General features: G+C 29.3%; 10 protein-coding genes. 6 read left to right on the top strand and 4 right to left on the bottom strand.

Annotation, left to right across the window (positions count from 1 at the left end):
• Nucleotides 1-42 precede the first annotated feature (42 nt).
• Nucleotides 43-2100 carry an Mbov_0121 family peptidase domain-containing ABC transporter gene (locus VBM88_RS00800; RefSeq protein ID WP_323176398.1) on the top strand — a complete coding sequence of 686 codons (2058 nt, stop codon included), beginning with the start codon at nt 43-45 and terminating at the stop codon, nt 2098-2100.
• A complete protein-coding gene (locus VBM88_RS00795; RefSeq protein WP_323176399.1) occupies nt 2084-2467 on the top strand; it encodes an MAG1140 family protein in 384 nt (127 codons plus the stop codon). The genes VBM88_RS00800 and VBM88_RS00795 overlap by 17 nt, the downstream gene beginning before the upstream one ends.
• A gap of 19 nt (nt 2468-2486) precedes the next feature.
• Here the strand turns inward: VBM88_RS00795 and VBM88_RS00790 are convergent, their stop codons facing one another.
• The 3 genes from VBM88_RS00790 to topA all read right to left on the bottom strand — a co-directional run bounded on the left by VBM88_RS00790 (nt 2487) and on the right by topA (nt 6806).
• A complete protein-coding gene (locus VBM88_RS00790) occupies nt 2487-2921 on the bottom strand; it encodes a 23S rRNA (pseudouridine(1915)-N(3))-methyltransferase RlmH (protein WP_323176400.1) in 435 nt (144 codons plus the stop codon).
• Nucleotides 2921-4771, bottom strand: a complete 1851-nt coding sequence (gene mnmG / locus VBM88_RS00785; RefSeq protein WP_323176401.1) for a tRNA uridine-5-carboxymethylaminomethyl(34) synthesis enzyme MnmG — start codon at nt 4769-4771, stop codon at nt 2921-2923. The genes VBM88_RS00790 and mnmG overlap by 1 nt, the downstream gene beginning before the upstream one ends.
• Nucleotides 4772-4934: 163 nt before the next feature.
• Nucleotides 4935-6806 carry a type I DNA topoisomerase gene (gene topA / locus VBM88_RS00780; RefSeq protein WP_323176402.1) on the bottom strand — a complete coding sequence of 624 codons (1872 nt, stop codon included), beginning with the start codon at nt 6804-6806 and terminating at the stop codon, nt 4935-4937.
• Nucleotides 6807-6985: 179 nt separating this feature from the next.
• Between topA and prfA the strand changes: the two genes are divergently transcribed.
• The 4 genes from prfA (at nt 6986) to VBM88_RS00760 (ending at nt 15781) form a co-directional block, all read left to right on the top strand.
• Nucleotides 6986-8050: a peptide chain release factor 1 gene (gene prfA / locus VBM88_RS00775; protein WP_323176403.1), complete on the top strand. Its 1065-nt coding sequence runs from the start codon at nt 6986-6988 to the stop codon at nt 8048-8050.
• Nucleotides 8050-8760, top strand: coding sequence for a peptide chain release factor N(5)-glutamine methyltransferase (gene prmC / locus VBM88_RS00770; RefSeq protein WP_323176404.1), 711 nt, complete (start codon nt 8050-8052; stop codon nt 8758-8760). Before prfA ends, prmC begins: the two co-directional genes overlap by 1 nt.
• Nucleotides 8761-8771: 11 nt before the next feature.
• Nucleotides 8772-10277 carry a 2,3-bisphosphoglycerate-independent phosphoglycerate mutase gene (gene gpmI / locus VBM88_RS00765; protein WP_323176405.1) on the top strand — a complete coding sequence of 502 codons (1506 nt, stop codon included), beginning with the start codon at nt 8772-8774 and terminating at the stop codon, nt 10275-10277.
• Nucleotides 10278-10609: 332 nt separating this feature from the next.
• Complete coding sequence (locus VBM88_RS00760; RefSeq protein ID WP_323176406.1) at nt 10610-15781, top strand: M60 family metallopeptidase; 5172 nt, start codon at nt 10610-10612, stop codon at nt 15779-15781.
• 119 nt (nt 15782-15900) lie between these two features.
• On the opposite strand, the gene VBM88_RS00755 is transcribed toward VBM88_RS00760, so the two are convergent.
• Nucleotides 15901-21558 (bottom strand): phosphatidylinositol-specific phospholipase C domain-containing protein, encoded by a 5658-nt coding sequence (locus VBM88_RS00755; RefSeq protein ID WP_323680213.1) that lies wholly within the window; start codon nt 21556-21558, stop codon nt 15901-15903.
• Nucleotides 21559-21610 lie beyond the last annotated feature (52 nt).

Raw genomic sequence — 21610 nt, 5'->3', positions numbered from 1 at the left:
TGCTTTAGTTCCTTTTTGACAAAAATTACTAAATATAATGAGATGAAGACACAAGTAGATCAAAGAGATTGCTCATTATATGTGCTAGATTATTTTCACGAGTTTTTCTACAAAGAAAATTTAGATATTAATAATCTAAAATTGCAAATTCAATATAGTGCAGCAGGTATAAGTTTAGAAAACATCAAGCTCCTTGCTTCAAAAGTAAATTTGGAGCTTAATGCTTATGAAATTAATTGTGAACAATTGTTTTTGTTAGAAAAGCAAGTTTTTCCTATTGCGACAGTTATCAAAAATAATACTTCGGACCATATGATTGTAATTAGGAAAATCAAGAACAATAAATTTTATATTTATGATCCGATTGATGGCGATGTTAAATTGAGTAAAAATGAATTTAAAACTAAATTCACTAACATTATTGTTGCATTTAGTAAAAACAAAAAACAAATTGATAATGAAGATGAAGAAAACAAGAAAAATATAAAACCAAATCCATTGATAAGTAACTCCTGAAGTTTAAAAATTTCATTATGGTCTAACTTCTCATTTTTATACTTATTTTGCTTACTCATAGAAATAAGCATCTATATTTCGTTTCCATTCTTGAATAAAGTTATCCTGAATAATATTGCTTTAAATAAAGATGATCAAATTCTTATGTTCTTAGGAATGATTTTTAGTGTGTTATTTTTAATAAATTTCACATTCAACTTACTAACCAGACAACTGATGTATAAAATAGCAACTAAATATAAAAGCGACTTAATTAATAATTTAATAAATGAATTGAAGTTTAAAAATAAGCAAGTGATTAATTTGCTAACTTTTTCAGATTTTAAAAACAGAATTATTGCACTTGATAATTTAAGTTTATTTAAATTATGTTTTCTTCCTGAATTAATCAGCACAGTTATTTCGATTGCTGTTTCATTTATTTTACTAATCAATATAAATTGAGTGTTGCTTTTAATAATTTTTTGTTATTCAGTAATTACATTGATTTTAAGTTTTATTAATAAAACTAATTTTGATAATAACTTCAATAAATTACTCAATAACTCGATTATGTTTGAAGATACCTTATTTAATATTTACAAATTAAATCAAACTTCACATAATGAAAATCTGCTTAATAATTTAAATCTTAAATCTACTTATGTTAATGAGAAATTGCATAGTGATTCAATTATTTTCAAGAATAAACAAAGCTTAATTAATTATTTAAGTTTATTTTTAGACTTTTTAGTTCCTTTATTAATTTTAATAATAGGAACTATTCAAATTTGAAATCAAAATTTAAGTGTTATCAATTTAATTTTCTTTTTAACCGGTGTTTCTTTATTCACTAAGCCAATTAAAAATATAATCCCATTAATAAATAGTTATAGTCAATATAAAAAGGATTTAGATTTGATTTCATTATTAAATTTTGAAGACTTAAAAATACCTAAAACTAGCTTACAGAACGAAAGAATAATTAAAATTCAACTTTCTAATATAAGTTATTCGTACAATTCATTAAAAGTTAATAAAGATTTAGAAATCAAGAAACTATTGATTGATTCGAGCATACATTTAGTCGGTAAAAATGGTTCAGGAAAAAGCACACTCTGTTCTATATTGAATGGCTCGTGTGAGAGCTTATCTGGAATTATTAAAGTTAATGATCAAAAGCTCAATCCATTCTTAGATGAAACATACAAACAAAGAGTGTTATACATTTCAAATCAGATGCTAAATTTAAAGATTAGAACACTAGAATACCTGTGTGTAACTGATATTAGTATTTTCAAGTCAATTTTAGAAAACAATAAATTAGATAAATTAATTGATGAATTAAACATTAATTTAAACTCATCACTGGATCAATTATCTAGTGGTCAGGTTCAATTTGTTAATTTGCTAAATATATTTTTAAATGACTATGATTTATTGATACTAGATGAAGCTTTTGCAAATATTGATAAATCAATGTTTGAAAAACTAAAACCTATTATTAAAAATAATTTGCAAAACAAATTAGTTGTAGAAATTTCACACAATAATAGATATATTTTCGATGATTCCAAGGAAGTAAATATTGAAAACTTATCTTAAAGAACATAAGTGAAATTTCTGCATATTACTTATATTATTTTTCATTTTCGCAGTGCTTATTTTAGTCTTATGTTCAACTAAAGTAAATGTATATAAACAAGTTTTAATAACTGCAGAAGGTGATGATTTATATTTATACAACTTCAACATTGATAATCAAAAACTAGATACCTGTTATGTTAGTTTTATTTATGATAATGAATTTTATAAATTCAATATCGATATTTCTAATCAAGATCACTCTGATGTTCTTATCAAAAGTGATGAACTGAAGTTATTTGTAAATGAAAATAACATTAGACAAATTCAAGTTAATCTACTAATTGATCAAACTTTATTTATCAAATATGTCTTGGGAAGTATATAAAAAAACTCCATTATAGAGTTTATTTATGATAAGTAATATTATTTCTAATTGTAAATGCTCTATAAATTTGCTCAACTAACATAACTCTAAATAATTGATGTGGAAAGGTCATTTTTGAGAAGTTAATTTTATTAGCAAACATTTCTTCATCAACTCCATTTGAACCACCAATTACAAAAGTTACATTATCAATATCTAAAAATGTTGATCCAAACTCTTCAGAGCTTAATTGTTTTCCTTGTAATGATAAGTAGATGACTTTTGAATTTTTAGGTATCTTTTCTAAAATCATTTCAGTTTCTTTTTTAATTTTTAACTGAATGTTATCTATCTTTTGTTCTTTAATTTCAATTAAATTAATCTTTGCGAAGAAGTTAATTTTCTTAACATAATCATCATATAAAACTTGAAAATATTTTGTTAATGAACCTACTGCAACTATATTTAGTTTCATTATTTGTTTTTTCTAGTTTCAATATGGAACATAAGCATCTGAATGTCAGCCGGGTTAATTCCACTAATTCTTGATGCTTGTCCGATTGTTAAAGGTCTAATTTTTTCAAGTTTTTGTTTAGCTTCTGTAGCTATGTTTTGAACTTTTGAATAATCTATATCTTTTGGTATTTTAAAGTCTTCTAATTTATTCATTTTTTGAGCATCAGATTTTTGTTTCTTAATGTAGCCCTCAAGTCTTACCATAATAGTTAATTCATTTTTGTAAGGGAAGTCGCCTAAAACATCAACCGGATCAACATCTGGTCTAGCTAAAACTCTTAACATTGAAACTCCATTTTCTACCCCAAGTTTTTTAGCTAATTCTGATTTAGATGATAAGTATGTGTTTTCTAATTCATTGATTTTTTCATCAATCATTTGGTATTTATTAATTATATTTTGGTAATCTGCATCAGAAACTAAACCAACTTCATTTCCATATTTCGCAAGTCTAATATCAGGGTTATCATTTCTTAATAATAAACGATATTCAGCTCTTGAAGTTAACATTCTGTAAGGTTCTTTAGTCCCTTTTGTAACTAAATCATCAACTAAAACACCAATGTAAGCATCGTGTCTTTTAAGAATCAATGGTTCTTTAGCTTCAAGTTTTCTTCCTACATTAATTCCAGCAATAAGACCTTGAGCTGCTGCTTCTTCATATCCACTTGTTCCATTAATTTGACCAGCTGTAAAAATGTTTTTGATAACTTTAGATTCTAATGTAGGTGTAATTTGCAATGGATTTAATGCATCATATTCAATTGCATATCCTCATTTTTGAACCTTCATATTTTCTAAGCCAGGAATTGTTCTTAACATTAAATCTTGAACTTCAACAGGCATTGATGTAGACATTCCGTTTACATAAATAATTGAACCATCAGCAGTTTCTGGTTCAAAGAAAACTTGATGTCTTTCTTTATCGGCAAATCTCATAACCTTATCTTCAACACTTGGACAGTATCTTGGACCGATCCCTTCGATAAGTCCTGAATACATAGCTGATTTATCAATGTTATTTCTAATAATTTCGTGCGTCTTCTCGTTTGTGTAAGTTAAATAACATGAAATTTGCTTATCAAGTTTAACATTTGAACGCGATGAGAAAGCTAAATAAGTATCATTAAGTTCTTCTTTTTCAACTTTTGAAAAATCGATTGAATCAGCATAAACTCTAGCAGGTGTTCCAGTTTTTAATCTTTGTAAATCAAAACCTAACTTAGCAAGCGATCGTGATAATTTTGGTGTTGTTTTTTGATTATCAGGTCCTGAAATTTTAATTTCATCACCTCTAAGAATTCTTGAGTTCATATACGTTCCTGTTGTGATAACTAAAACTTTAGCATCTAAGATTGAACCATCTTCCATTTTGATCGCTTTAAATTGGTTATTATCATCAACAAGAATATCCTCAGCAACTCCTTCAATTAAAGTTACATTTTTGTGATTTTGTAACGCTTCTAAAATAAGTGCTGAATATTTTTCTTTATCAATTTGAGCTCTCATAGCTCTAACTGCAGGACCTTTTGATTCATTAAGCATCTTAATTTGAATCATTGCTAAATCTGAAAAGTAACCTTGAACTCCACCAAGTGCATCAATTTCACGTGTAATAATTCCTTTAGCAGGTCCACCAATTGATGGGTTGCAAGGCATCATAGCAACTTTTGAAAGATCAAAAGTGATAAGAGCTACTTTGTGCCCCATATTCGCTAAAGCAAAAGTTGCTTCAACTCCAGCATGACCTCCACCTATAACTATTGCTTCAAATTCTTTTTTGTTCTCTAAAATACCTTTATTATTCATAGTTTCATAATTTTAATTTATTTTTTAATTTTTAAAAATCATAAAATTAGCTTATTTTATGGTCTAAATCCATGTTTTTCATTAAATATCTCAATTAAAATAACAAAATTAATTAAAAAATGAGCAGACTTTTAAATCTGCTCATCTAAATAATTTTAATTAATTAATCATCATACTCATCGACGATTTCTTCATCTGATTCACTTGGAAAATCATCTGGCTCGATGTTTCTTGTGAATTTACAGTTAGGGAAGTTTTTGCAAGCAATGAATGGTTGATTTTTCTTGTTATATCTTTTAACTAAGATACCATCATCTTCAGGACAAGTTGTATCCAATTGTTCTAACTTGAATGTGTAAGGTGTAATTTTACCTTGTGCATTATCAAATTCAACAAGGAAGTTATCTCAAAAATCTTGCATAACTTCATTTTTAGTGATTTCATCTTCAGCAATTTGGTCTAATTCTTCTTCAACGTGTGCTGTATAACTTTCATTAATAATATTAGGAAAAGCAGCGATTAAGTTTTGTAAGATAATTTCACCAAATTCAGTAGGATGTAATGCACCATTGTTCAATTCAACAAAACGTCTGTCTTTAACAATTTGCACTGTTGAAGCAAATGTTGATGGACGCCCAACTTTGATGTTATCAAGCGCTTCAATAAGTGTCCCATCATTATATCTTGGTGCTGGTTTTGTTTCATGATCACATAAGATAAACTCATCAACTTTAACTTCTTGATCAATTTCGTAATTTGGATCAACTTGTTCAGATTCTTTACCTGTTACAACATAGTAACCATTAAATTTAATTGTTGAATAAGAATTTTTAAATGTGTATTTATCATTTACATAAGTATATTGAACACTTGTTCTAATTGGTTGCTTAATTAAAGCTTGAAGTGTTGTATCATAGATTAATTTGTAAATTCTTACATCATTATCTTCCATTTTTGGATAGTGAATTTGAACTTGTTCAGGTGTTAATGAAACATCTGATGGTCTAATAGCCTCGTGGGCATCTTGATCTCCACTGAATCCTTTAATTTCATCAGCAATATAATCTTCACCTCACTTATTTTTGATAAATTTATGTGCATCATCAATAAACGATTGAGATAAACGTGTTGAATCTGTTCTCGGGTAAGTAATTAAACCGTTTTCGAAAAGTTTTTTAAGAATGTTCGTTGTTGAATTAGATGAAAATGGTGATTTTTTATATAAAACAGCTTGTTTGAATGGTTGAATTGCTCCAACTTTTCTATCAGAAACTTTTTTGTTAGTTACTTTTAAAACTTTAGGAGCTGACTCAAAGTATTCTTTGATTACATCAACTTCTGAACTGTAAATTCAGTTTTTTCTATCTGATTCATTAGCTTCATTGTGATATGCAGCTAAAACAGGATTCTTATTTAATTTAGCATCAAGAGTAAAGTATTTTTCAGGAATAAATGCTCTGATTTCTTTTTCTCTATCAACTATTAATTTAAGAGCAATTGATTGAACTCTTCCTGCTGTAGGTTGACCTGGTGTATTTTTGAATTTATATCTTAATAAATAAGATAATCTAAATCCAATAATTCTGTCAAGCATTCTACGACTCTTTTGAGCATTAACAAGAGCGTCATCAATAATTGTTGGATTATCTAAGGCTCTTAAAATAGCATCTTTAGTAATCTCATTATATTTAATACGTGAGTATTTTTCTGTGGGTATTTTTAAATAATCAACTAATTGGTACCCTATAGCTTCTCCTTCACGGTCAGGGTCAGTTGCTATATAAACGTGTTCTGCTTCATTTGTTGCTTTTTTAAGCTCGTTGATAATATTTTTCTTTGTATTATCAGCTGTATAAAGAGGTTCTCAAGTATCAAAATCGATACCTAACGAATAAAGACCAGAAATCTTCATTCTAAGGAAATGACCTACAGATGCAATAACACTGTATTCATCTCCAACATATTTTTGAATTGTCTTAACCTTTGTAGGTGACTCGACAATAATTAATTTTTTCTTCAAGGTTGTTGCACTCATATTGGAAAATATATACTTTTTTTAGAAAATCAAAAGCATTTAAATTATTCTGCTTATATTAATTATTAATATTTTAATAATTAGGAAATATAAAAATTTTTACATCACACAACAATAGAACAATCTTTTAAAACTTTAGATTTTTTATATGTTAAAATATACTAACTATGGAATTAACTATGTATAACTCTTTAATGCAAATTAAAAATAAGCATGATGAATTAGAAAAATCTTTACAAGATCAGGAAATAATTTCTGACATTAAAAAATACACAAAAATTAATAAAGAAATTAACTCAATTAAAGATATTGTTGAAGCATTTGATAAATACCTTGAAGCTGAAGCTAACTTAGCAAATGCAAAAGAAATGTTAGGTGAATCAGATGAAGAATTGGTCGCTCTTGCAAAAATGGAAATTAATGAAGCTGAAAAAACAATGGAAGCTTTATCTGAAGATCTTAAAATCTTAATTCTTCCAAAAGATGAAAACGATGAAAAAGACGTTATTGTTGAAATTCGTGGAGCAGCTGGTGGTGATGAAGCTAACATTTTTGCAGGTGACTTATATAGAATGTACACAAAATGAGCTTCACAAAATGATATGAAAACCACACTTTTAGATGCATCAGCATCTGAAGCTGGTGGATTTACTTTGGTTACATTTGCTGTAAAAGGTGACAGACCATATTCAAAACTTAAATTTGAATCAGGTGTTCACAGAGTTCAAAGAATTCCTGCAACCGAGACTAAAGGTAGAGTTCATACTTCAACAGCAACAGTTACAGTTATGCCTGAAATTGATGATGATATTCAAGTTGAAATTAAATCTGAAGATATCAGAATTGACGTTTACCGTTCATCAGGAAACGGTGGTCAATCAGTTAACACAACTGACTCAGCAGTTCGTATTACACACTTCCCGACTGGAATTGTTGTAACTTGTCAAGAAGGTAAAAACCAAATTCAAAACAGAGAAATCGCAATGAGAGTTCTTAAATCAAAACTTTACGACATTGAGTTGCAGAAAAAACAAGCAGAAGAATCAGGTTACAGAAAATTAGCTGGTTCTGGTGCTAGAAGTGAAAAAATCAGAACATATAACTATCCTCAAGATAGAGTTACAGACCATAGAATTTCATACTCTACAAGTTTACTTCCTGTTATGGAAGGAAAACTTAATCCTATTATTGATGCATTACTTACAGAAGAACAAAACGAAAAAATCAAAGAAGCTGGAATTTAATGCCTACAAGAGAAGATTTATTATTAGAAAAAAGAAGATATGGTTTAGAACAAACTGTATCTTCTTTTGAATTAGAACAACTTCAAAAAGGAATGCCAGTTCAAAAAATAATGGGTTATGTTGAATTAGCAGATGTAACTATTGATGTTTCTAAAAAGGTTTTAATCCCTAGATACGAAACAGAAGAACTAGTTATATTAGTTAATTCAGAAAATAAAAAACAAAATTTAGATGTTTTAGACTTATGTACTGGTTCAGGTTTTATTGCAATTGCTCTAAAAAAAGCAAATCCAACTTGAAATATAACTGCATCAGATATAGATTCTGAAGCGATTGAGCAAACTAAAATAAATGCACAAAAAAATGATGTTACAATTAACATCATTCAATCAGATATGTTTGAAAACATCAATCAAAAATTTGATTTAATTGTTTCGAATCCACCTTACATTCAGGAAACTGAAATATTAGATAAATCAGTCACTGATTGAGAACCACTTCACGCATTATATGCAAAAGATGATGGATTTTATTTTTATGATCTAATAATTAACAATGCAGAAAACTACTTAAAACCAGGTGGAAAAATCTATTTTGAAATCAATCCATTTCACATTAAATATTGAGAAAAATTACAAGAAAAATATAAAATTACTATACATAAAGATATGAGTTCTAAAAACAGGTTTGCTGTTATAGAATTTGACTAAAAGGAGAAAAAATGAAAAAAACAGTATTAATTGTTATTGATGGTTTAGGTTTAAGAGAACAAACACAAGGTAATGCATTTGCATTAGCTAACACACCAACATTTGATAACTTATTTACAAATTATCCAAATTCACTTATTCAAGCTTCAGGTCAATATGTAGGATTACCAGCAGGACAAATGGGAAACTCTGAAGTAGGACACTTAAACATTGGAGCTGGAACAGTTGTTTACACAGGGCTTTCATTAATTCAAAAAGCTCTTGATGATAATACATTTAAATCAAATGAAGCTTTTGTAACTGCATTTGATGATGTTAAGAAAAATAATTCAACATTACACTTAATGGGGCTTTTATCACCTGGTGGAGTTCACTCACTTGAAAACCACTTATTTGAATTAATTGAAGCAGCACACGAACACGGAGTTAAAAATGTTTCAGTTCACGTTTTTGGAGACGGTAGAGACGTTGCTCCTAAATCAATTATTCCTTCACTTGAAAAATTAGTTGCATTATGTGACAAATATGGATACCACATCGCATCTATTTCAGGAAGATTTTATGCAATGGATAGAGACTCAATGTTTGATAGAGTTGATAAAGCATACGATGCTATTTTAGGTTTATCAGATGTTAAATTTAACAATGTAATTGATTATGTAAACAAACAATATGCAGAAGGAATTACAGATGAATTCTTTGTACCTGCTATTAATCAAACACTTCCAAAAAGTGACTTTGTAAAAGATCACGATTCAATTATCTTCTTTAACTTCAGACCTGACAGAGCAAGACAATTAACACACTTATTTATTGGTTCACCATTATATCCAAACAAACCAGCTCATCCAGTTGTAATTAACAAATTTGTCTCAATGATGAAATATGAAGGAATTGACACAATTGTTGCATTCAAAGAAATGGAAATCAATATGCCAATTGGTAGAGTTTTAGAATTAGCTAACTTAAATCAATTAAGAATTGCTGAAACTCAAAAATATGCTCACGTTACATACTTTATGGATGGTGGAAACGATATTGAATTTAAAAATTCAAAACGTATTATGGTTGACTCACTTAAAGTTGAATCATATGCTGATGCACCAGAAATGTCTGCAGAAGGAATTACAGACGAATTATTAGCAAATGCATTAAATTATGATGTAACAATTATGAATTACGCAAACCCTGATATGGTTGGACACACAGGGAACTTAAAAGCAGCTATCAAAGCAGTTGAATTCTTAGATTCACAAATTAAAAGAGTTATTGAATGAGCTGAAGCGAATGATGTTACAGTATTCATCACAGCTGACCACGGAAACGCTGAAATCACAGAAGATGAAAATGGTAAACCAGCTACAAAACATACATCAAGTCCAGTTATGTTAATTTGTACAGATAAAAACGTTAAATTAAAAGATGGAAAATTAGCTAATGTTGCACCTACTGTTTTAGATTACATCAATATTTCTAAACCTAAAGAAATGGATGAAGAATCTTTATTAGTTAAATAATTAAATTAAAAAAGTTTAATTAACTACTCTATTGTTATGTCTATAATTAGATATACTCAGTAAGCTTAATAAAACTTTTACGCCTATATAACACACTTAAAAGTACATTTAGCACAAATCTTAAAGGTACTAAATGTACTTTTTATTTGATTAAATTAGTTAATTTTAGTGCTTAATCACAATAACAAAAACAGAAATAATTCATATAAAATTTACACACAAAAAATAGAATAACTATTTTGATAAATAAAAGCTAGACTAAAATAAAATAAAATACTTATAAAATAAAATTTTAATTTTATTTTAGTAATAAACAAAAAGAAAGGATGATTATGGCTGACAAAAATAGAAAAAGAAAATTCATTATTGGTCTAATACTTGGTGGTGTTGGTGCTGCAGCATTAATTGGTACTGGAGTTGGATTAGGATTAAGCAAAAAAGAAGCTCCCACTCCTGCTCAACCAGTTGACAAGCAACCTGCTAAAAATATTGTTGCTAATTTATCAAACTTAACTCAAGTAAAAAAAGATGCAATTTATAAACAAATTAATGATACTGCTGATAAAACTACAATTGATAATATTGTAAACAACTCAAGAGACTTAAATGAATTAGCTGCTAAATTAAATGAAGCTAACGAAAAGCAAAAATCTGAAGCATACACAAATGCATCAGCTGAGCAAAAACAAAAATTTAACGAAGCTAAAAAGGCTCTTGAAGATGCTATTGCTGCTAAAACTGATTTAACTACACCGGTTGAAAACAAACAAAGCTTAATTGATGCATTAAATGCTGCTAAAGAAAAATTAAGTTCATCTACTTCATCAGAACAACCTACTAACCCTGGAAATAGTGATGGTGGTGCAACAGGTGAAACAAACCATGGAGAAAATCCATCTAATCCAGATCAAGAAAATCCAAGTTCAGGTGAAAGTGGAGGAAGCAATGAAACCCCAAGTAACCCTAATGGAGATGAAGGTTCAACAGGTTATGAAGAACCAGCAACTGGAGAAGAAACCCCATCACAACCTACTACATCAGAAAGAATTCTAGAACCTGAATATCCACCAGTTGATATGTTAAGCGAAGAAGAAACAAACCGTTTAACTGAAAATGCTAAATTCACAATCACAAACCAAGGTTACTTCCCAGAAGAAGGTAAACCAGTTGTATTACAATTTGTCGCTGGAAATGAAGAATTAAAACCAGAACAATTCAAATGATATTCAAATGATAGTGAATTTAGTGTTACTGATAAAGGTACTTTAGAAGTATTTAATAACCAAATCGGTATTGATTCTAACTTCGAACTTGAAGTTATTGGAACATACAATGGTAAAAAATACGTTAAGAAACTTAATGTGGAAATGGTTCACAAAGTTAACCCATTACAAAATGTAAAATTAACTGCATCAAATGATGGATTATTAATAAATAACGCAGCTACAGTTACAGCAAGTAATGTTGATGGCGTAGATTGAGCTAACTCATCTTGATACAGATATACAACATTAATTGAAAATGAACATTCAACTACATTAAATGTAAACAGAGATGGAGACTATTCATTAGTAGTTAAAAATTCAGCTGGTGTAATGTGAAGATTAAAACCAGTTACTATTTCAGCATTACCACTTGCAAATAATACTCAACCATTCAGATCTTTACTTTCAAACAGATTAGACATTGTTTCATATACAGACAAAATCATTGATAGAAAAACCAGACCTTCAATCCAAAAACAAGTTTACGATACAAAATTAAACCAAATGTATTCAAGTTATGGATTCAGATACCCTGGATACGATTTTAACTACGAAAAAGATAACAGAAACTTTGCTGATCGTGCTTTCTTTGAAGTAAATGGTAAAAAACTTAGTATGGGTGAACTTGTTTACAACGAAAGAGTTGAAGGTGTTATTGGTGTAGATGGTTTCACAGGTGAAGGTGCACGTAAATATAGTGATGCAAACTTCATTAAAGAAGAAATCGCGAATAACCGTCTTAAAAAACACCCTGCTGCAGATAAATGATTCGAAAGAGTAGTTACAGATGAAACTCAAACAGTTACAAAAGAAATTTCAATCAACACATCGATGACAGGATACAACGTTATTGGTTTATATGCTCCAGCTGGAGAAGTTATTGAATTTGAAATTAGTGAAGACACATATAAAATTCTTAAAGAATTATATGGAACACCAAATGAAACTACAGGTATTTACAGTGAAGTTCCGTTTGATTTCTATGTAAACAAAAGCTACTGAGACAACTACCCAGCAGACAACACAGGGAAAATTTCTAACCGTTACCCATTTGTTCTATCAAGATTTAGATTTAGATTTAACGAAATTGACCCAGTCACAAGAAGAGTTAAACTTGGTTCACCATTTGGTGGAGCATTATCAATTAACGTTGGTGTAACTCTTAGAGATCAAAATGGTAACCCTGCTCCATTTGACGTTAAAGTTTATAATGCAGTTGAACAACTTCACTATGTTTATGGACAAACAACAAAAGCAGAATGAGATGCACAAATGGCCGCTGTTAAAGCAGGTACAATTAATGCACCTATTATGACAATTCAATCAAACTACACAGGTATAGCAATTCCTTATACATCATCAAGTGCTATTGCTCATGTTAAATTTGATGATATTATCTTCCCTGAAGAAAAAATGCACAAATGAGACAGTTTCTATGAAATGTCATACTTCTGATTCGACTACAACGCACCTAAGTTAGCACTTAACTACTGTGATGACGTTTGAGGAGGAGCTGGTGCTTGAGGTGGTGGATACAATCTTTGAGCTCCAATCGGATGAGCATCACCTTACTTAAAGGGAGCTTCTGACTTTGGATTTGATGATTGAGGAAACTACCACGAAATTAACCATAACTTTCAACCTCACCAAGATCCATTCAATGTAAGAGACCATGGATGAACAAACATTCCATCAGTAATTAACTTATCATTTATTAATGATAAAACAAGACTTCGTGGAATCACAAACCCATCAGGAGACTTTGATGTATACTGAGCTAGATTAGCTAACTCATATTCAATTAACCAAACAAAAGCTGACTGATACGCACTTTACTCAAATATGATTTACACATTAGGACCGGTTAACTTTATTGAATGAGTTAAATCATCAGGAAGAAATGGTTTATACGATAAGAAATTGAAGACAACTTGATACTTATCTAAATACTTCAAATTAAACTTCTACTACGCATTAAAACAATACGCAAGCACAATTGAATCATTACAACGATCAGTACCAACAGTTGATATTGCAAACGACCATAAACCAGAATTTGATGCAGCTATGGCTGAAGCTAATAAAGCTACAGCTGAATTTAAAAAAGTTCAAGCTGACTGAAAAGACTGAAGATTTGAGGGAAGTAAAGAAATTGATCCTAATGGTTACTATGGATATAATGATGCTGACAGACCTCGAAACTTAACAGAAATGGATAAACAATGAGCTCAAAAAGAAAGAGACGCCATTGCTAAATTAAAAGCAACTGGAGATAAAATCAATGAGCTTATGGCTAAATATCCAGATCAAGAAAACATCGAAAGAATGCTTGATATGTTCCAATGACCATCATTTGATTTTGTCGCTAACGTTTTTGCTTGTGGTCAATTCTTATACAACAGTGAGCTAGACAGATTTGAATATACTTCAGATACAGCTCCAGCTTACCAAATTCCAGCAGGACAAGACTTTACATTTGACTTTGCTAATGGAATTAACTCACTTAACTCTAACTTTAGAATTAAAGAACTTAAATTCCCAGCAAGAACAAAATTAGGTGGAAGTTTAGAATTTGATTCATCAGATCCTACAAGAATGAAAGTTATCTATAGAGCAAATCCAGATAAACTTGCAGAAATTGATGAATTTGATATGGAAGTTATTCCGGCTGACTTTGAAAACAAACCAAAAAGATATGTACCTGCTTACAGATACAAAATTAAACTTAGAAACGTAGTTAATCGTCCAATCTTAACAACTTACCAACTTACAGATGTTCAAGTTAACGGATTAAGAACAATTTCACAAATTATGAACTACGTTAAAACAAATAACATTCAACCAAAAGATACTTTTGTTGAAGACTTTGAACAAAGAAAACTTCAAAATCCATTCACAGGTAAAAAACAATTAGTTGAATCTAAGGCAAAATTCATCGCACCTGAAACAGGATCATATAATATTAAAGCTTACTTCTCTAACTGAGGATACATTAAGATTGGTGATGCATTCGAAGGTGAAATTAACTCATCAAATAATGCACTAAAAGAATTTGGTACAGTAACATTACAAAAAGGACAAGTTTACGACCTTACAATCGCTGCTTGAAATGATATTGCATACTCAAGAAGAACATTCTGATTGGAAAAAATCAATGATACAGGTTCAAATACAATCTACGAAATTAACAACTATGCATTAAGTCCAAATCTTCCAGAAGATTGATACGATACACCAAAAAAAATCCAAGAATTATTAACTGGTGAACAATGACAATACAAACCAAGATTTATGCCTACTGATACTAAGAGCGACCTTCAAATTACAAAATTCGCTGGTTCATCTCAAGTTACAAACCCTGTTGCATTAAGCATTAGAGGACCTTCAAATCGTTATATTAATGGTAATACAGACTATAAAGCAATTTACGATCAAATTTACAACACAAAAATTGAAACTTGACAAACAGATAAATTAGACTTTAATATCAAGTTCCAAAAACCTGCCACATTAAGCTTTATGGATATTATTGCTAAAGCTGACTTCCAAAAACAATACCGTCCAACTCATTACACAATCGAACTTAAGAGAACTGAAAAAGTTGAAGTATTCGAAGGTGAATTTATTGATATGCCGGTTGTGTTCAAAACATTAAACTTTGTAGTTGACCCTACAAAAGATACAGAAGGTCTTCCATTAACTAATAGATTAGACTTTGGTGCTATTTATGATGGAATTGAAGAAGTTCATATTACAACAATGAGAGAACCGATCAATGACGACGAAAAAACAAGAAAGCTTAAAGTTACAATCATTAGAGAAATTAAATTTGGTCTTGATACTCAAAACAAGAGAGTATTACCAATTAACAACTCTGAAATTCAATTCTATGGAACATCTTGAGAATTTTTAACAAACGAAAATGATCAAATCAACAACGCAATCAATGGTGTTTCAGCTAAAGTTTCAAAAGCTAACGAATACTTTGAATTTACATTCAACTCAGACGCTATTGACTTATTTGGAAAAACAGGGCCAAATATGTCATCATTTGACGTATACATCGATGATGAATTAGTTCTTGAAAATGTTTCAGCAGTTACAACTGAAGAAACATACAACCACTGTTTATTAACATTATTTACACCTGAAAAATATGACTTAACAAAAGATCACAAAATGAAGATTGTAAATAAAGAAAATAAACCATTATTCTTTAACTACATTTTAACCAAATAAGATGTAATCACATAATTTAGAAGATACCTTATGGTGTCTTCTTTTCATTTACTTTTTTTGACAAAAAATAAAAGAAAAAACCTTCACCACTAGAATGAAAGTTTAAATTTAAAAATTATTTATTTACGTTTTCTACGTTTTTTGTAGAAGACAAATCCAGAGATTGAACCAATTAATGCAAGTAGTCCTGATACACCACCTGCAATTGGACCAACTAAGTTTGAACCACTACTTGTGTTTTCTTTTTTATCTTCTTCTTTAGCAGATTCTTCAGGTTTAGTTTCTGGTTTAACTTTACCATTAAGGGCTTCTGTAGCTTTTTGAAGTACAACTAATTTTTCAGATAAATTAGGAATTTCTGTAGTAAAGTCTTCTTTTGCTTTAATTTCTTCAAAAGCAACTAATGCATTATCAAATGCATCTTTAAATTGTTTATCAGCTTGAATGTATTGCGTTGTTTCTTTCATCGCTTCAGCATTCTCAATAACATCAAATGCACTGTTAACTTCTTTTACATTATTTTTAATACCTTTAATTTTAGAAACTTGATTTAAGCTATTTACTGCTTTTTTAGCAACTTCTTTTTGAGTATCTGATAAGTTTGAAGCAGCTTCGATAGCAGTAAGCGCTTCTTCTTTAGCTGTTTTCAATCTATCAGCACCATTGAGAGCATCGTGAGTTAATTTTAATGTATCTAACTTGTTATCTAAGTTAGGATATAGTTCATCAAAGTCCAGTGTTGTTGTTAAGTCGTTTAAAGCAGTAACTGCATCATCAAATACATCTTGGTTTGAAGCTTGAGTGTATTTGATTTCTGATTCAATTCCTCTAGTAGATTCAACTTTAGCAATCGCTCCATCGATGCTTGAAGCATTTGAAACTACTTTATCAATTCCTGCTTTATCTGATTCAGCTTCTACTAATTTGATAGCTTTTTCTTTTTGAGTTTCTGATAATTTAGGTAATGAGTTAATTTTAGCTATAGCATCTTCTTTTTGAGTTTCAAGTAATTTTTCTTCAACATCAGCAATTGATGTTTTAGCTTCAACTTCATTTTTAGCAGCATCTTTTTGAACTGATGATAAGTTTTCAAGTCCCTCAATAGCTTTAATTACTTCACCTTTTGCAGCATCTAATCTATCTTTACCATTTAATGAACTCTTAGCTTCAGATACAGCTTGTAATTTAATATCTAATTGGTCAAACGGTGTTTCAAAGTCTGTGTAGCTTGATAATCTATCTAATGCAGTTATAGCATTATAAAAGTTTTCTTTAACATCATCTGATGCTTGTTTGTATTGAATTTCTTCTTTTATCACAATTTCATCATTAAGTGTTCCAATACCACTATTAACTTTTTCTACATTAGCAACAATTGCATCAATTTCATCTTTAGTTGCTTTTGAGTTAATTAAAGCTTTAACAGCTGGTTTTTGCACATCATCTGATAAGTTTGATAATGAGTCAATTTTATTTGATGCATCTTGTTTTTTAGCATTTAATAATTTATCAGCAACATTAGCAATAGTTGTTTGTTTTTCAACTTCAGTTTTTGCGTCTCTTTTCTCATCATCTGATAAGTTAGGTAATGCATCAATAGCAGATTTAGCAGCAGCTATTGCAGCATCTAAGTTTTGTTGACCATCAAGTGAGTTGATTGCATTTTTCAGTTCTTCTGATTTGTTTGTGATTTGGTCAATTAGATTTGTTCTAAAGTCCATAATTGACTCAACACCTGATAAGTTGTCAAACGCTGTTTGAGAAGCTTGTTTTTTATCTGCAGGTGTTGTTGATGCTTCTGTAAATTGTGGTTTTAATTTAACATCATTAAATCTTTGAACTTGTTCGATAGCAACATCAACATTTGTTGCATTTGTAACAATGTTTTTTGCTCTTTGAACTGTTGTAGCAGCATCGATTTGACTATTTGCTTCTCTAATTTGTTCTTCTAATAAGTGTGTTAATTTAGTCAATTCAGATTTTGCAGTTTGTCTTGCTGCTTTTAATTCGATTAAAGCATTATTAAGTTTTTCAGCATTGTTTTTAATATCTGCAACTTCTGAAATTGAGTTAGCTGAAGTTATGCTATTTGCAAAAGTATCTTTTTGTTCATTTGATAATTCACTTAAATTAGAAATGAAAATGTTAGCTTGTTCTTTTTCTTTTTTAAGTCTGTCTAATCCATTCAAGTCACCTTTTGAATTCTTAAGAGCTATAACATTTGCATCAAAGTTAGCAGGTAATGTTGAAAAATCAGTTTGCGATTTTAATGGTAATAAACTGTCCAATATAGTATCAAAGTTTGTTTTTCTAGAACCTTCAGCTTCAGTGTAGTTTATTTTTGATTTTTCATATTCAGCTTCTTTAATTTTTGGAAGTGCAGAATCAACTTTTGAATAGTTTCATTGAATTGCATCAATTTCAGTTTTTGTAGTTTTATTATTAATTAATTCAGCTGCTTTTTCTTTTTTGGTTTGTCCTAAGTTAGATAATGAATTAATTTTGTTGATTGCATTTTGTTTTTGAGCTTCAAGTAATTTTAAATTAACTAAATTAATTGTGTTAGCAGCATTGATTGCATCTTGTGCAACTTTTATTGGTTCTCCAGTTAAATTAGTTAATTTATTCAACTCATTTAATGCAGTTGTTCTTGCAGATGATAGTTCAGAATCACCATCAAGATCCTTGATAGCGTTTTTTAAGTTAACTGTTAATCTATCAATATTAGAAATTGTTCTTGTAAAGTCTGAATTTGATTTGATATTGTCTATTGCACTTTTAGCAGAATCAAATGTTTGTTTTTTATTCTTTGCAGCTTCTGTATATGCTGGTTGATTTAATTTCGAATCAGCAATTGAAAGTTGTTCTAATGCAGCATTTAATTTTGTAGCATTAGAAACAATTAAATTTACATCATTTACAGTTTGCGCATTACTAATAGAGGTTTTAGCAGCTGGTTTTTGAACATTGTCTGATAAGTAAGTTAACTTATCAATATTTTTATCAGCATCTGCTTTTGCAGTATCTAATCTTCTTTGACCATCTAAGTTGTTTTTTGCTATCTGCAAGTTCGGTATTGCAGTATCAATATTCTCAATTTCTCTATCAAATGTATTTGAATTTTTAACTGTATTAGCAACTATTTCTGCATTATCATAAGCTTTTTTAAGATCTGTCGATGCTTCTATATAGTTAATTGATGACTTTACAGAATCAAAATTCTTGAGTTGAGCATTAAAGTTGTTTAATTTAATTACATTTGAAACTATTGAATTCACCGCAACTCTATTTGCACATTGTTCAATTGAAGTTTTTGCACTTGATTCTTGTGTATCAGTTAAGTTAGATAAACTATCAATTGTTTGGTTAATAGCTTGATGTTCAAAATTATTTAATTGCTCAACTGCATTTTGCAATGCAGTTGCGTCTGCATAAGATCTTTTTTGGTTAAGTTCGGCAAATTTTTGATCAATAACGCTTTGCTCTAAATATTTAGATGACAAAATAGATTGTCTAATTGAATCTAAATTAGATTGTCCATTTAACATTGAAATAGCAGATTGCATACGTTGTTCAATATCATTAATTTTTATTTCTTGAATTTCTGAAAGTGTTAATTGCTCATTAATTTCAGTAATTAATTGATCAATTTTAGTTGCTCAACCACTATTATCAAGTAAGTAATTGATTTGTGTTTTTTGTTCTTCACATTTTTGTAATGCAGCTCTTAATCTTTCTCTATATAAGTTTTGGTGATATTGTTTTTTCAAGTCTTCAAGTGATTTAATAATTTTAGAGCATTTATCATAATGAGTTTGTAATCTGCTTTTTACATTCGCAAAATCAATAGTTGCATCATTATTAATTGTTTCTTTGATAATAACTTGAATAGATTGAATATTTTGGTTAAGTTCTGCTTTTTTATCTTGGTAGTTAATTTGTAAATTATCTAAATCTAAGTCAGTAACTTTTTGATTGAATAGTCCTAAATAATCCTGAAGATCATTCAAGATTGTTTTTAATCCAGCTAATTTATTTTTCTTCTTGATGTAAATGTTAAGAACATTTTGATATTCAGGTAATTTAGGAATTGTTGTAATTACATCTTGAAATGCTTGATAACTATCTTCTGATAATTTAGATTTGTCAGCAGTTGTTATAAAACTTAATTGAGAATTTCTAAATGGAACTGATGATTTAAATGTGTTTATATCCGTTTTAAGAGCTTCATAAGCATTTTTTAAGTTTGTGATTTTCTTTTGAACTTCAGTTTTATCTGAATCAAATAAGTCAGCTCATTCACCTCTTTGGTCAGTCATTGGTTGAATGATATATGAATTAGCTACACTTACAATTTCATTTTGAATATGAAATCTAATGAAATTTTGGTAAGTTGTATTAGCAAGAGTATCTGAATATGCCACATAACTTCTCCCTATGCTAAGAAGTTTATTTACATATTCTTGATTTCTAGAAACCGTAAGTGTTCCTTCAACATTTAAAATTCTTTTTGGAGTTGGATAGTAAATGTTTGTTGGAGTTTCTTTGTAGAAAACTAATTTGATTGAATCACCTAAAACAAATTTATTAGCTAACTGAATTCTTGTATTTGTATCAGTTATCTTTTTCTTTTCTAAAAGATTATTACCTTTGTAAACTTCAACAAAGTAATCTTTCATCGGTTGGTTTAATTCAATAATCGATGTATTGTCAACTAATTTAGTAACAGGAATCGCATTTAATTGTCTTCCTAAAATTCCACGTTTAATTACTCTTTGACTATACATATAGTTTTTACGCACTATAGCTAATGCAAGGGCATCTCCAGGGAAATCCATTGGCACAATTCCTAAATGTTCTCATTGATCTTCTTTTTGTTGAAGTTTTTTAACAAGTCATTTATTTAAAGCTTTGCTAGTTCATCAAGGTTGCTCACCATTAGATCTTGAAAGGAAGTTAGTCATTATGTCATTGTGAAAATCATTTAGATCTTGATACATGTTTGCCATAGACTCAAATGTTCTCATCTTTACATCTTCTGTTGAATCATATGTATCTTGTCAAATATTTCAGTTATTGCCGTGATCAATGAAAATTCCATAGTTATTATCTGAATAAACTTTGTGGTGAAAGTTATTTACAACAAAAACTTTACCTCTTAGTTCATTAAGTGTTGGGTTCAGATTATTATTACGAGAATCATTTTTGAAGAGAAAATCTTTGAATTTATAAAGATTATCGATTATTGAGTTTCTTCATTTTATACAATCTGTAGCAGATAAATTGCCAACATCTACATTTTCATCTTTTATACGTAAAATGATTGTTTCACTTGAGTGTGCAGTTAAGAATTTTTTACACTCATCTAACACATTTTGTAGATATAAGTTATTCGAATATGCTCCACCGTGATTAACTAAATTGTTTCTATCTAAACGAATATCAAAATAACGAATACCCATTTTCAATTGGGTAGGTAAATTTTTGTACTGTGTTCTAGCTCAAGCAGAACCGAAAAATCATTTAACACCTCTACCATCATACATACCACTATCGTGAGTTCCTGGTATAGAAAGCTCTGAAAGCAATTTATCCCCATCAACATCAGCCATTCAATCACTTAAATTCAATTGTGTTTGTGTATCATCTGAATAAGCTTTATTTTCATCTGTTCAAGAAACACTTTGTTGAACAATTCCTGAAATTGCAGTCAATGAAAGAATCGGAGCTGCTCCGAGAGTTAAACTTGTTATTAATTTCTTAATTCTTTTTTTCACAAATGTACCAACTAACTTAAAATTTGATTAATACTAATAAATTTATAAATAA

This window comes from Mycoplasma sp. 1232 (genome assembly GCF_034863345.1).
Classification (GTDB): Bacteria; Bacillota_I; Bacilli_A; order Mycoplasmatales; family Metamycoplasmataceae; genus Mycoplasmopsis.
The sequence above is the reverse complement of the archived record's forward strand: the minus strand, read 5'-3'. Positions and strand labels throughout refer to the sequence as shown.